Here is a 13,805-nt window from a genome sequence, read left to right as displayed (position 1 = left end):
TTGTTATTGCTTGGTTCATTCGAATCAATGCTGTGTGAATCAATGCTGAAGAAGATCAATTAGTTGCCAGGCCCGGCTTCTTCGGCCATGCGCAGGAAACGCGCTGCCAGTTCCGCCCCGCCATCGGGATCCCGTGCGACCAGCAGCAAAGTGTCGTCGCCTGCGATCGTACCCAATACCGACGGCATCACGGAGTGATCAACGGCCAGGGCCAGGAAGTTGGCTGCTCCCGGTGGGGTGCGGAGGACCACGATGTTGCCCGATGCCTCAGCTGTCACCAGGAGTTCGCCGCAAAGCCGCGTCAGCCGCGCATCCAGGATTTCCTGGGTGACGCCGCTCTTGGCGTTGCGGTCCCCGCCCTCCCCCGGGACAGCGTAAACAAGTGCGCCTTCCTTGCCCCGGACCCGTACCGCACCCAGTTCCACGAGGTCGCGGGACAGGGTGGCCTGGGTGACCTGGACGCCGTCGTCCGCCAGCAGGGCTGCAAGCTCTGCTTGTGAACGCACGGACTCACCCGTCAGGATCGCGGTGATACGCGCCTGGCGGGCAGTCTTTGTGGCTGGGCTGGCGCCCGGCACGGAAGGATTGGTGGACACTAGAACGTGCTCTCCCCGGTTCCTTCGATGGGAGAAAGACCATCCACGAAAGCAAGCCCGGAGCGGTGCATCAGCCAGGCCATCAATGCCTTCTGGGCGTGCAGGCGGTTCTCCGCCTCGTCCCAGACAATCGACTGCGGGCCGTCGATCACTCCGGCGGAAATTTCGTAGCCGCGGTAGGCCGGGAGGCAGTGAAGCACGACGGCGTCCGGCGCGGCCTGCGCCATGGCGGCCTCATCCACGGAGTAGTCGCGGAAGAGCTGCAACCGGGCTTCCTTTTCGGCTTCCTGGCCCATGGATACCCACGTGTCCGTTGCTACGACGTCGGCGCCCTTGAGGGCTTCTGCAGCATCGCTGGTGATGAGCACTGAGCCGCCTGTCTCGGCCGCACGTTCCTCGGCGGCCGCCACGATCTCCGGCGCCGGAAGATAGCCTTCGGGGCCGGAAATGCGCACATGCATTCCGGCCGTCACACCGGCAAGGAGGTAGGAATTGGCCATGTTGTTGGCGGAGTCACCCAGATAGGCCATGCTCAAGCCGGCGAGTTCACCCTTGTGCTCCTTGACGGCCAGGAGGTCGGCCAGGAGCTGGCAGGGGTGGTAGTCGTCGCACAAGGCGTTGATGACGGGGACCTTGGAGTTTTCCGCCATGGCCACCAGGCCCGAGTGGGCACCTGTCCGCCATACGATGGTGGACACCATGCGCTCCAGGACCTTCGCCGTATCCTCCACGGATTCCTTGTGGCCGATCTGGGCTTCACCCGGGTTGATGATCAGTGCGTTGCCGCCCATGTCCGCGATGCCGGTGGCGAAAGAAACACGCGTGCGGGTGGAGGTCTTGTCAAAGATCACGGCCACCGTCTTACGGCCGTTGCCCTCGGCGGCGAAAGGCTGCACGCTGTACGGCGCTGCCTTCATCCGTGCGGCGAGTTCCAAAACCTCAGCTTGCTCGGCGGGACTCAGGTCCGTGTCCTTGAGGAAGTGACGGGTGGTGTTGGTAGTAGTCACTGTGCGTCCTTAGCGGTGTTGGCTGTAGCCGTAGCGATCAGGGTGGGTAATGCATCCAGGAAGCGGTCCGCTTGATCGATGGTCAGGATCAGCGGCGGCGCAAGGCGGATAGTCCTCGGTCCCGGGCTGTTGATGATGAAGCCGGCATCCAAAGCTGCGGTAACCATGGCAGGTGCGATGTCGGCATTCACATCGAAGCCAATCAACAGACCCTCGCCGCGGACTTCAGTGACAGCCTCGATGGCGGCCAGTCCCTCACGAAGGTGGTTGCCGACAGTGACCACGTTCTGCAGCACACCTTGGCTTTCGATGGCGTGCAGCGTGGCCAAAGCGGCGGCCGTAGCCACTGGGTTCCCACCGAAAGTGGTGCCGTGCTGCCCGGCGGTGAGCAGGGCCGACGTCGTACTTCCGAACGTGACCAAGGCACCCACAGGAAAACCGCCGCCGAGTCCCTTGGCGAGGGTCACGGCGTCGGGAACAATTCCGGCGTCTTCGCTGGCCAGCCATTTACCGGTGCGGCCGATGCCTGTCTGGACCTCGTCCAAGATCAGCAGGGCGCCCGCTGCGGTGGTCACCTCGCGGGCTGCCTGCAGGTATTCGGCGCTGAGTGGGCGGACGCCCGCTTCGCCTTGGATGGGTTCCAGGAAGACGGCCGCTGTGGAATCGTCGACGGCGGCACGCAAGGCTTCGATGTCGCCGAACGGGATGTGAACCACGCCACCGGGCAATGGTTCGAAGGGTGCACGGTAGGCCTCCTTGGCCGTGAGCGCCAAGGCACCCATGGTTCGGCCGTGGAAGGCGCCCGCCAGGGCGATGACCTTGGTGCGCTTTCCATCGGAGTTGTTCCGTCGTGCCAGCTTGAACGCTGCCTCGTTGGCCTCAGTACCGGAGTTGGCAAAAAAGACCTTGGACCCCGCCGGAGCCTTGGTGAGGGCGAGGAGCTTTTCAGCCAAAGCAATTTGCGTGGGACTCGTGAAGAAGTTCGAGACGTGCCCGAGCGTGGCCAACTGGCTGGAGATCACTGACGTGACGAAGGGGTGCGCGTGACCCAGAGCGTTCACAGCGATGCCGCCCAGGAGGTCCAGGTATTCCTTGCCGTCGGCGTCCCACACGAGGCAGCCTGCGCCGCGAACCAGTACTCGCTGCGGGGTGCCAAAGACACCCATGAGGGACGACGAGTAACGGGCAAGCCAGTCAGCGCCTGAGCTCTGGGAAACGAGCGTGGTTGCGGCAGCCTCAGCAGCGATAGGGGCCCCGCCCGCTTCGCGGTGCCCGACCACACCCGGCCCCCCATCGCTGCTGCGGCTTTCGGCCGAATGGCTCAGTTCGGTGCTCATGCGTTCACTTCCTCGTCAGGTACTACTTGGGTGCCGATGCCCGCCGTCGTAAAGGTTTCCAGCAGCATCGAGTGCGGGAGGCGGCCGTCAACGATGTGTGCGCGTTCCACGCCTTCGTCGATGGCTTTGAGGCAGGCGGCCATCTTCGGGATCATCCCCGACTCGAGCTTGGGCAGCATCTCGCGGAGTTCCGATGCGGTGAGCGAAGAGATCAGCGACGATTTGTCCGGCCAGTTGGCGTACAGGCCCTCGACGTCGGTCAGGATTACAAGCTTGGTGGCGCCCAAGGCGGATGCGACGGCGGCAGCTGCAGTGTCCGCGTTGACGTTGAGGACCTGTCCCGTCGTAGGACCGGAACCGTTGCCGTCGTCGAGAATTTCCGGGGCGACCGTTGAGATGACCGGGATGCGGCCGGCGTCGAGAATGTCCTTGATTCCGGCAGGATCCACGCCCACCACTTCTCCCACCAGGCCGAGGTCCACCTCTTCGCCGTCAACAACAGTGCCCGTGCGGACGGCGCGCAACAAGCCGCCATCTTCGCCGGACATGCCCACGGCATAGGGACCGTGGGAGTTGATGAGGCCGACGAGTTCGCGACCGACTTGGCCCGTGAGGACCATGCGGACCACGTCCATGGCTTCAGGGGTGGTGACGCGCAGGCCGCCCTTGAACTCGGACTCGATGCCGAGACGACCGAGCATGGAGTTGATCTGGGGGCCACCGCCGTGGACCACTACGGGGTGGATGCCAACGTGGTGGAGGAACACAATGTCCTCTGCGAAGGCACGACGAAGGTCGTCGTTGACCATCGCGTTGCCGCCGTACTTGATCACCATGGTGGTACCGGCGAAACGCTGGATCCACGGGAGGGCCTCGATCAGTGTCCCGGCTTTGTCCTGGGCGTCACTCATGGAGGTGGTTTCGCGGGTGTGCGCAGTCATGGTCATCCGCTCAGCTCGAGTATGCGCTGTTCTCGTGCACGTAATCGTGCGTGAGGTCGTTGGTCCAAATGGTGGCCTCGGCATCGCCGGCCTGCAGGTCGATTTCGACCAACACTTCGCGTGGCTCCAGGTCCACCAGGTTGCGGTCCTCGCCGATTGCGCCGTTGCGGCAGATCTGCACACCGTTCATTGCGACGTTGAGTTGGTCCGCCTCGAATATGGCGTCAGTTGTTCCCACAGCCGAGAGCACGCGGCCCCAGTTAGGGTCCTTGCCGAAGATGGCGGCTTTGAACAGGTTGGAGCGGGCAACACTGCGGCTGACGATCTCGGCGTCGCGTTCGCTGGCGGCGTTGAACGTCCGGATAGCGATGTCGTGGCTGGCGCCCTCGGCGTCACCGATGAGCTTGCGTGCCAGTTCGGCGCAGACCTGGGTGACCGCATCGCTCAACTGTTCGGCAGACGGCAACGCCTCGGACGCCCCTGATGCCAACAGCACCACGGTGTCGTTGGTGGACATGCAGCCATCCGAGTCCGCCCGATCAAAGGTCACGCGAGTGGCGTCCCGGAGGACGACGTCGAGCTCATCCGCAGGAACCTCGGCGTCGGTGGTAAGGACCACAAGCATCGTTGCCAGGCCCGGCGCCAACATGCCGGCACCCTTGGCGATGCCACCGACGGTGAACTGCTTGCCCTCGGCGTCGGTGCCTGTGAAGACCGCTTCCTTGGACACGCTGTCCGTGGTCATGATCGCTGTGGCCGCAGCGGAGCCGCCGTCTTCCGACAGTTCGCGGAAGGCGGACTCGACGCCGGGAAGAATCTTGTCCATGGGCAGCTGCTCGCCGATCAGGCCTGTTGAGCAGACCACGACGTCGGAAGCAGAGACTCCCAGCACGCCTGCCACTTTCTCGGCTGTGGCGTGGGTGTTCTGGAAGCCCTGTGGACCGGTGCAGGCGTTGGCTCCACCGGAGTTCAGGACCACGGCATCCACTCGACCGTCGCTGACCACCTGACGCGACCAGTGGACCGGTGCAGCAGCCACGCGGTTGGAGGTAAAGACGGCGGCGGCGGACTTTTGCGGTCCGTCGTTGACTACAAGGGCCAGGTCCGGGTTGCCCGAAGCCTTGATGCCGGCTTTGATGCCTGCGGCGCGGAACCCCTTGGGGGCGGTAATGGTCACGGTGCAACTCCCTGCAGGTTCAGGCCGGCAGTTTCATCCAGGCCGAGGGCAATGTTCATGGACTGCACGGCTCCGCCGGCGGTCCCCTTGGTGAGGTTGTCGATAGCGCATGTCACGATCACGCGGCCCGTGTGGGCGTCGAAAGCCAACTGCATTACGGCGTGGTTGGAGCCCTGGACCGACTTGGTGGTGGGCCACTGGCCCTCCGGAAGGAGGTGCACGAACGGTTCGTCGTCGTAGGCGTCTGTCCAGGCTTGGCGCAGTTCGGCTTCAGTAACGCCGTGACCGACCTTGGCCGTCGCCGTCGTCAGGATGCCGCGGCTCATCGGAACCAGTGTTGGCGTGAAGGAGACTGTTACCGGCTCGCCGGCAGCGTTGGCCAGTCCCTGTTCGATCTCAGGCGTGTGCCGGTGTCCGCCGCCGACGCCGTAAGGGCTCATGGAACCCATGACTTCAGCGCCAATCAAATTGACTTTGGCAGCCTTGCCCGCGCCTGAGGTCCCTGATGCAGAGACAATCACGACGTCGTCCGTCAGGAGGAGGTTGTTGGCGAACCCGGGCGTCAAGGCGAGCAGGGCCGACGTCGGGTAGCACCCGGGAACGGCGATGCGCGTGGCACCTTTGAGGGCTTCGCGCTGACCAGGGAGCTCCGGAAGACCGTATGGCCAGGTGCCCGCGTGGGCGGAGCCGTAAAACTTTTCCCATGCCGCGGCGTCCTGCAAACGGTGGTCAGCACCGGCGTCGATAACTACGGTGCCTTCAGGCAACTGCGCAGCGATTTCGGCTGAGGCACCGTGCGGCAGGGCAAGGAACACGACGTCATGGCCCGACAGGTTCTCCACGGTGGTGTCTTCCAGAATCCGGCTGGCCAAACCGTGGAGATGCGGCTGCAACTCCCCTAGTCTGGAACCGGCGTTGCTGTGCGCGGTGATGGCACCGATGGTGACGTTTGGATGGCCTGCCAGCAAGCGCAGCACTTCTCCCCCGGCGTAGCCGCTGGCACCGGAGACGGCAACTGAAATAGTCATGATCCTACTGTACAGCAAGAATATTCATGCTGTCCGATATTTATGCATGCAGTTGTGAGCAGTCTCATTATTTGGGGGATTGCACGTATGCTTAGTGGAGGGTGATCCAGACCGTGCAGTCCGAACGTCGGCTGCAGCGTTGCCCGTTAGCGATACGGGGCACATTTATGTCACCCACGTCCACCGCTGAGCGCCCCAAAGCTCGCGCAATTCAACCAAATCCCGTCGTCCAGAGCTACTCAGAGCTCCTCAAGAGCGTCAAGTCAGCCGGACTCCTCGAACGCCGTAGCGGCTTCTACATCTGGGTCTTCGTGGCCTTGGTGCTGCTCATGGCCGGCACCTGGCTCGGCTTCGCACTCATAGGCGATTCCTGGTACCAGCTCCTGATCGCTGCGGCCGTTGGCATCCTGTGCACGCAGCTTAGCTTCCTTGCCCACGAGGCAGGTCACAAGCAGATTTTCGCTTCACGGCGCGCCAACGACTGGTCGGCCCGCCTCCTGGCCACCGGCGTGGCCGGCATCAGCTACTCCTGGTGGGAGCAGAAGCACGGAGCCCACCACAACCACCCCAACGTCATTTCCAAGGACCCGGACATCCGGAACAACGCCTTGGTCTTCCACGAAGAGGCAGCAGCAGAGCGCAAGGGCCGCCTCGCGTTCCTCACACGCAGGCAGGGCTGGTTCTTCTTCCCGCTCCTGATGCTCCTTGGCATCAGTCTGCAGTTCGACTCCCTACGCTTCGTGTTCGGCAAGCAGAACGTGCGCCACCGCTGGGTTGAGACCCCCATCCTCGTGACCAGGCTGGCCGCCCTTCCGATTCTGGCTTTCACGTTCCTGCCCATCGGCATGGCATTCGCCTTCCTGGGCGTACAGATCATGGTTTATGGCTTCTACATGGGCGCCTCGTTCGCCCCGAACCACAAGGGCATGCCGGTCCTTCCCAAGGACAGCCGCGTGGACTTCCTCAACCGCCAGATCCTGACCTCGCGCAACATCTCCGGTGGCATCTTCATGGACTTCCTCCTCGGCGGGCTGAACCGTCAGGTTGAGCACCACCTGTTCCCGGACATGGCTCGCCCCCATTTGTACAAGGCCACAAAGATCGTGCGCGAGTTCTGCGCCAAACACTCCATCCCGTACACCGAAACCACGCTGATGCAGTCATACGGCATCGTGGTCAGGTATCTCAATGAAGTAGGCCTGGCAGCGGGCCGCGGCTTCGACTGCCCCGTCGCGTCGACGCACGGACGCCGCTAGGCGTTCGACACCGGAGGCCCCAACCTCCCTAGGATGGATTCTGAAACCGGGCACCGGAAGGACCGCCCCGGATTAAGGAGCCACCATGACGCACGCCATCGTTGCCAAGCAGTCCGGAGGACCTGAGGTCCTCGAGTACGTATCCGTGGAAACGCCGTCGCCTGGCCCCGGCCAGCTGTTGATCAAGGTCGCAGCTGCCGGGGTCAATTTCATTGAAACCTACCAACGCAGCGGCACTTACAAGGTGGACTACCCGTTCACGCCAGGAGCCGAGGCAGCCGGCACCGTGGAGGCCGTCGGAGCGGGCGTTGAGGAATTTTCCGTCGGCGACCGTGTTGCCACGGCCGAGGGAACCAGGACCTACGCGGAGTACGCCCTCGTTGACGCGAGCAAGGCGCTTCCGGTTCCTGCCGGCGTCGATGACCACACCGCCGCAGCCCTGCCGCTGCAGGGAATCACCGCCCATTACCTGATGAACTCATCGTTCCGGGTAGAGCCGGGCCACACCGTTCTGCTTCACGCGGGCGCAGGTGGCGTTGGTCTGCTGTTGACACAACTGCTGAAGGCCCGCGGCGCCCGCGTCATCACCACCGTCTCCTCCGATGAGAAGGCCGACCTCTCCACGCTGGCGGGCGCCGATGAAGTGCTCCGGTACGAGGACTTCGCTGACAAGGTCCGTGAACTCACCGATGGCGAGGGCGTCAACGTGGTGTACGACGGCGTTGGTAAAGACACGTTCGACGACTCCCTTAAGAGCCTGCGCATCCGCGGTGCCATGGTGCTCTTCGGCGCAGCCTCCGGCCCGGTGCCGCCCTTCGATCCCCAGCGTCTAAACGCCGCAGGTTCTCTGACGCTGACCAGGCCCACCATGGCGCACTTTGTTCAGAACGCCCAGGAACGCCGCTGGCGCTCAGCCGAAATTTTCGACGCCGCCGCCAACGGCACCCTCGCTGTCAGGGTGGGCGCAACGTATCCCCTCGCGGAAGCCGCCCAGGCGCATAGGGACCTTGAAGGTCGCCGCACAACCGGGAAAGTCCTGTTGGTTCCCTGAACCCCTTGTGAACTCCACATGGGCAAAAAGCGAACAAGGGTGCAACAAAGTGTGACGAGTGGGAAACGTCAGACACCTTTTGTTCATCTTTCTGCGGAAAGCTGAGGTTGTGAGCACAGAACATCCCGCTGGGGCTGGCACTACGCCTGCCCTGATGACGTACCGTCCCCAGCTACCGGGAGGCGCTGCCGCACCCGCCGAGCGTACTCTCGTCGACATCCTGGAAGAGACCGCGTCATCGTTCCCCGAGGCCTCGGCCTTGGATGATGGCCAAAAGTCCTTGAGCTACACCGAGTTACTCAAGGCCGTTCGCGCTTTTGCCACACAGTTGAACCGCGCGGGGCTTGGCCGGGGAGACAAAATCGGCGTCCGGATCCCCTCAGGCACCAATGAGCTCTATATCGCCGTCCTGGGAATTCTCATGGCCGGCGCCGCCTATGTGCCCGTGGACGCGGACGACCCCGATGAGCGGGCCCGTCTGGTGTTCGGCGAAGCCAAGGTAGGCGCGGTCATCGCTGCCGGCCTGGACATTCAGCTCTCCGGTCCGGCTCGGGAAGCCATCTCCCCGCCAGCCATCCCCGGATTGGACGACGATTCCTGGATCATCTTCACCTCCGGGTCCACCGGGACGCCCAAAGGCGTTGCAGTCAAGCATCGTTCATCAGCAGCGTTCGTCGACGCTGAGGCCCGTATCTTCCTTCAGGCTGAGCCCATCGGCCCTCAGGACCGGGTACTCGCCGGCCTTTCTGTGGCCTTCGATGCTTCCTGCGAGGAAATGTGGTTGGCCTGGCGGCACGGAGCTTGCCTGGTACCCGCACCACGGGCGCTTGTTCGAACCGGCATGGACCTCGGCCCTTGGCTCATCAACCACGGCATTACGGTAGTTTCAACTGTGCCCACGCTTGCCGCGCTGTGGCCGGCTGAGGCCTTGGAAAATGTTCGCTTGCTCATCTTCGGCGGGGAAGCATGCCCGCCTGAGTTGGCCGAGCGCCTCGCCGTGGACGGTCGTGAAGTGTGGAACACCTACGGGCCTACGGAGGCAACCGTCGTTGCCTGTGCCGCTCCGCTGGGCGGACCCGGCCCCGTACGGATCGGCCTGCCGCTGGATGGGTGGGACCTTGCCGTCGTCGATCCTCAGGGCGTCCCTGTCGCAGAAGGTGAGATCGGTGAACTGATCATCGGCGGCGTGGGGCTGGCCCGCTACCTCGATCCCGCCAAGGACGCCGAGAAGTATGCCCCTATGACAACGCTTGGATGGGAACGCGCATACCGTTCAGGTGACCTGGTGCGATTTGAAGCCGAGGGCCTGATCTTCATGGGTCGCGCAGATGAACAGGTCAAGCTGGGTGGACGCCGGATCGAACTGGGCGAAGTGGATGCGGCACTGCAGTCCTTGCCTGGCGTCGCCGGCGCGGCTGCTGCGGTGCAAACGACGGCGGCAGGCAACCAAATCCTGGTAGGTTACCTGGCTCCCGTTGACGGCTATGAATTATCCATGGACGAAGCACGGCGCCTGCTGGGCGAGAGCCTCCCGGCTGCTTTGATCCCCTTGCTCACCGTGGTGGATTCCCTTCCCACCAAGACCAGCGGCAAAGTGGACCGTCATGCGCTCCCTTGGCCGCTGGCGGGAGCCGGCGCTACTGAGGCCGGCAACGCACCACTGAATCTGCCCGATGACGCCCGCTGGGTGGTGGAGCAGTGGGAGGCGGTACTGGGCAGCCCCGTCAGTTCACTGGACGCCGATTTCTTCGCCTATGGCGGCGGATCTTTGGCTGCAGCCCAACTTGTTTCCGCCCTTCGTGTCCGCTATCCCACCATCACGGTGGCTGATATCTATGCCACGCCCCGTGTCGGCGCCCTGATCGACGCCGCCCGGCAATCACTCCCCCACGGCGGCTTGCCGGGACCCGCTGCTGAGCGAACCGTCCGCCCTACGGCCTTGAAGTCGCAAATTTTCCAGGTCCTCATGGGCGCCCCGCTCCACATACTCGTGGGCATGCGCTGGCTGACCTACCTCATGGCTGCGAACAGACTGCTGGCTGACGTCGCTGGCTCTGCCGCCGCACCCGTTGTGTCGTGGTGGTGGATTGCGGCATCATGGCTGATCTTTGTCAGCCCCTTAGGCCGGATGACGATCTCCGTGGTTGCGGCCAAAGTGCTGCTTGGCAGGATCCAACCCGGCACATACCCGCGTTCCGGTAAGACCCACCTCCGTTTGTGGCTGGCCGAGCAAATTCAAGACCTTTCCGGTGCCATAGGCCTGGCCAGTGCTCCCTTCGTCCCCTACTACGCACGCGCTCTTGGTGCCAAGATCGGCAAGGACGTCCACCTGCACTCTTTGCCCCCGGTCACCGGCCTGTTGTCTTTGGGCAGCGGAGCCAACATTGAGCCCGAAGTGGACCTTTCCGGCTGGTGGGTGGACGGGGATTCCGTCCACATCGGACAAATCCATGTGGGAGCTGGTGCCGTTGTGGGAGCACGAAGCACCCTGATGCCCGGAGCGACCATTGGGGCCGGTGCCCACGTCGATGCTGGATCGGCCGTGCTGGGCAAAGTGAAAGCCGGACATCTCGTGGCCGGGTCTCCGGCCGAACGCCGTGGCAAGGCCAAGCACGAGTGGCCGGAAACAGTCAGCCGGCGTCCCGTGGTTGATCGGCTCTGGTTTTCCGCCTTCGCCAGCGCTTCGGCGTTGCTGGCACTGATCCCCTACATCTCGGCGTTCGCCGGCGCGCTGGTGGTCTTGGCTTTCATCCAGGGCCACGAGTCGCTGCAAACGGCGCTTCCGCAGATTGCCCTGGCCCTGCCACTTGCCGCTATGGTGTGGTTCTTCGGCAACCTGGTGTTGATTCTGATTGTTGCGAGGCTTCTCGGTTTGGGCCTCAAGGAAGGCTACTACCGGGTGCGCAGCCGCGTCGGTTGGCAGGTTTGGGCCACGGAACGCCTCTTGGACATGGCCCGGGACCTCCTCTTCCCCATCTACGCGAGCTTGTTCACGCCCCTCTGGCTTCGGCTCCTCGGAGCGAAAGTGGGGAAGAACGTGGAAGCCTCAACGGTGCTGCTGGTTCCCAAAATGACCACCATCGGCGATGGCGCTTTCCTGGCCGACGACACCATGGTGGCCTCCTACGAGTTGGGCGGCGGATGGATGAAGATCGCTCCGGCCAAGATCGGCAAGCGCTCCTTCCTTGGCAACTCGGGAATGACGGCTGCAGGACGAAACGTGCCCAAGAATTCCCTTGTCGCGGTGCTCTCGGCGACGCCCCTCAAGGCGAAATCGGGCACTTCGTGGCTGGGCAGTCCCCCCGTCCGGTTGCGTCGCACCGCCGTCGATGCTGACCAAACCCGAACTTTCCGCCCGGCCCTCAAACTGAAGGTGGCACGGGCGTTGTGGGAACTGTGCCGCCTGATACCGGTCATCCTCACAGTGACCATCGCCGTAAGCGTGATGCTGGTGCTGGACTGGATCGCCCGCGGATGGGGTTACTGGATAGCTGCGGTCCTGGGAGGCGTCGTCATGCTGGCAGCTGGGGCTGTGGCCGCCCTCAGTTCCATCGTGGCCAAATGGGTGCTTGTGGGGACCATCCGCTCCGGAGAACACCCATTGTGGAGCTCGTTCATTTGGCGCAACGAGGTTGTGGACACGTTCATAGAAATGGTGAGCGCGCCGTGGTTTGCACGCTCGGCTGCAGGAACTCCCGCCTTGGTGTGGTGGCTGCGCGGACTCGGAGCCAAGATCGGACGCGGAACGTGGTGCGAAAGCTATTGGCTCCCCGAAGCCGACCTCGTGACCCTCGGCGAGAACTCCACAGTCAACCGTGGCTGCGTAGTCCAAACACACCTCTTCCACGACCGTGTCATGAGCCTTGGCACCGTGACACTTGGCAACGGCGCCACCATGGGCCCGCACGGGGTCATCCTCCCCGCGGCGAGCATCGGTGACGGCGGAACTGTGGGGCCGGCGTCGTTGGTGATGCGCGGCGAAACCGTCCCGGCCGGGACGTACTGGATGGGCAACCCTGTGAGCCCATGGGTGGGTCCGTCCTCACAAGCGCCGCGCCTCAAGTAGATTGGACGGATATGGCCGCTCCAATCAATACTCCCCTTACCGAAGCCGACCCCTACGCCATGAACCACGGCAGCAGCGCCTACCGCGTGGACAGGTACGAGTTGGACCTCGACGTCAGGCTGGGCAGCAACAAGCTGATCGGCAAGGCGGTCCTGCACTGCACAGCTTTGGAGCCCTCGGCCCGGATTGTCCTGGACCTTGTGGGGCTGCGGGCCTCGAAAGTTCAGCTGGACGGCAAGAAGGTCCCGAAGTTCAGTCAAAGGGCAGAGCACCTCGTGCTGACCCCGGCGTCTGCGCTCAAGCCCGGCCAGCAGTTCTCGCTGGAGATCCGCTATGACGGCAACCCCCAGCCGCGCCGCGGCCTATGGGGCGAAGTGGGCTGGGAGGAACTGAACGACGGCGTCCTGGTGGCCGGACAACCAAACGGCGCGGCGTCCTGGTTCCCCTGCAACGACGATCCCCGCTACAAATCCAGCTTCCTCATCTCCGTGACCACGGACGATAATTACCGGCCTGTGTGCAACGGAAAGTTGGTGGCCCGCTCCCGCAAGTCCAGCCGGGAAACCTGGGTCTACGAACAGGTTGAGCCCATGGCGACGTACCTCGCCACGGTGCAGATCGGCCGGTATGACAGGGTTCCGCTGCACGTGGACGCCACCCATCACCGAGTCCCCCAATTCGTCGCGGTCAATCCCGAGATGGCCGTGGATGCTCTTCAAGGCCTGCGGCGCCAGCCCGACATGATGCGCACCTTCGAGGATTGTTTCGGCCCGTACCCGTTCGCCGAGTACACCTCGGTGGTCACGGAGGACGAGCTGGAGATTCCGCTGGAAGCCCAGACGGTCTCCATTTTTGGGCGTAACCATATGCGTGACGCTTGGGATTCGCAGCGCCTGATCGCCCACGAGCTTTCCCACCAGTGGTTCGGGAACTCGCTGACGGCCAGCACCTGGAAGGACATCTGGCTTCACGAAGGCTTTGCCTGTTATGCCGAGTGGTTGTGGTCCGAAGAATCCAGGACCATGACTGTTGCCGCGCGCGCAACGGCTGCGTGGAAAAGGCTCGACGCCGGGCCACAGGACCTGCTGGTGGGCGATCCCGGCCCTGAGCTGATGTTCGACGACCGCGTCTACAAGCGCGGCGCCCTGGCCCTTCACGCTGTGCGGATGGCTGCCGGAGATGAGGCGTTCTTCGGTTTCCTGCAGCATTGGACGGCCTCCAACCGGCACGGTTCGGTCTCAACCGGGACGTTCATAGAGGCTGCAGATTCATTCGTCCCCGGGATGGATGCCGCATCGATTCTCAGCCCGTGGCTCTACCAGTCCGCGCTGCCCGCGCTTCCGTAA

Annotated in this window: 10 protein-coding genes; 4 read left to right on the top strand and 6 right to left on the bottom strand. The window is 63.6% G+C overall.

Annotated elements, in window-relative coordinates; genetic code table 11:
- Positions 1-59: 59 nt before the first annotated feature.
- The 6 genes from KCX59_RS08525 to argC are packed head-to-tail and all read right to left on the bottom strand — an operon-like array spanning position 60 to position 6,086.
- Positions 60-596, bottom strand: coding sequence for an arginine repressor (locus KCX59_RS08525; protein ID WP_011774347.1), 537 nt, complete (start codon positions 594-596; stop codon positions 60-62).
- Positions 596-1,603 carry an ornithine carbamoyltransferase gene (argF, locus tag KCX59_RS08520; RefSeq protein ID WP_178996242.1) on the bottom strand — a complete coding sequence of 336 codons (1,008 nt, stop codon included), beginning with the start codon at positions 1,601-1,603 and terminating at the stop codon, positions 596-598. Before argF ends, KCX59_RS08525 begins: the two co-directional genes overlap by 1 nt.
- The gene (locus KCX59_RS08515) at positions 1,600-2,940 is read right to left on the bottom strand and encodes an acetylornithine transaminase (RefSeq protein WP_218649656.1); all 1,341 of its coding nucleotides are present in this window, start codon (positions 2,938-2,940) and stop codon (positions 1,600-1,602) included. The genes argF and KCX59_RS08515 overlap by 4 nt, the downstream gene beginning before the upstream one ends.
- On the bottom strand, positions 2,937-3,881 hold the full coding sequence (argB, locus tag KCX59_RS08510) for an acetylglutamate kinase (RefSeq protein ID WP_091467630.1): 945 nt from the start codon (positions 3,879-3,881) through the stop codon (positions 2,937-2,939). The genes KCX59_RS08515 and argB overlap by 4 nt, the downstream gene beginning before the upstream one ends.
- A gap of 10 nt (positions 3,882-3,891) precedes the next feature.
- A complete protein-coding gene (argJ, locus tag KCX59_RS08505; RefSeq protein ID WP_091466544.1) occupies positions 3,892-5,058 on the bottom strand; it encodes a bifunctional glutamate N-acetyltransferase/amino-acid acetyltransferase ArgJ in 1,167 nt (388 codons plus the stop codon).
- A complete protein-coding gene (argC, locus tag KCX59_RS08500; RefSeq protein WP_178996244.1) occupies positions 5,055-6,086 on the bottom strand; it encodes an N-acetyl-gamma-glutamyl-phosphate reductase in 1,032 nt (343 codons plus the stop codon). The genes argJ and argC overlap by 4 nt, the downstream gene beginning before the upstream one ends.
- A 167-nt stretch (positions 6,087-6,253) precedes the next feature.
- Here argC and KCX59_RS08495 point away from each other — a divergent pair, with 167 nt between their 5' ends.
- From KCX59_RS08495 to KCX59_RS08480, 4 genes are all read left to right on the top strand, one after another.
- A complete protein-coding gene (locus KCX59_RS08495; RefSeq protein ID WP_178996246.1) occupies positions 6,254-7,342 on the top strand; it encodes a fatty acid desaturase family protein in 1,089 nt (362 codons plus the stop codon).
- An 85-nt stretch (positions 7,343-7,427) separates the two neighbouring features.
- Positions 7,428-8,393, top strand: coding sequence for a quinone oxidoreductase family protein (locus tag KCX59_RS08490; protein WP_178996248.1), 966 nt, complete (start codon positions 7,428-7,430; stop codon positions 8,391-8,393).
- Positions 8,394-8,547: 154 nt separating this feature from the next.
- Complete coding sequence (locus KCX59_RS08485) at positions 8,548-12,459, top strand: Pls/PosA family non-ribosomal peptide synthetase (RefSeq protein WP_179019386.1); 3,912 nt, start codon at positions 8,548-8,550, stop codon at positions 12,457-12,459.
- Between the two features lie 11 nt (positions 12,460-12,470).
- Complete coding sequence (locus KCX59_RS08480; RefSeq protein WP_179018924.1) at positions 12,471-13,805, top strand: M1 family metallopeptidase; 1,335 nt, start codon at positions 12,471-12,473, stop codon at positions 13,803-13,805.

Source organism: Paenarthrobacter nitroguajacolicus, from assembly GCF_051027655.1.
GTDB lineage: Bacteria > Actinomycetota > Actinomycetes > Actinomycetales > Micrococcaceae > Arthrobacter > Arthrobacter nitroguajacolicus.
This window is presented reverse-complemented; position numbering and strand designations above follow the sequence as displayed.

What these genes read in the sequence shown, in the direction of transcription:
- KCX59_RS08515 (WP_218649656.1), bottom strand. Translation starts at nt 2,940, where the DNA reads ATGAGCACCGAACTGAGCCATTCGGCCGAAAGCCGCAGCAGCGATGGG.
- argB (WP_091467630.1), bottom strand. Translation starts at nt 3,881, where the DNA reads ATGACTGCGCACACCCGCGAAACCACCTCCATGAGTGACGCCCAGGAC.
- argC (WP_178996244.1), bottom strand. Translation starts at nt 6,086, where the DNA reads ATGACTATTTCAGTTGCCGTCTCCGGTGCCAGCGGCTACGCCGGGGGA.
- KCX59_RS08495 (WP_178996246.1), top strand. Translation starts at nt 6,254, where the DNA reads ATGTCACCCACGTCCACCGCTGAGCGCCCCAAAGCTCGCGCAATTCAA.
- KCX59_RS08490 (WP_178996248.1), top strand. Translation starts at nt 7,428, where the DNA reads ATGACGCACGCCATCGTTGCCAAGCAGTCCGGAGGACCTGAGGTCCTC.
- KCX59_RS08485 (WP_179019386.1), top strand. Translation starts at nt 8,548, where the DNA reads ATGACGTACCGTCCCCAGCTACCGGGAGGCGCTGCCGCACCCGCCGAG.
- KCX59_RS08480 (WP_179018924.1), top strand. Translation starts at nt 12,471, where the DNA reads ATGGCCGCTCCAATCAATACTCCCCTTACCGAAGCCGACCCCTACGCC.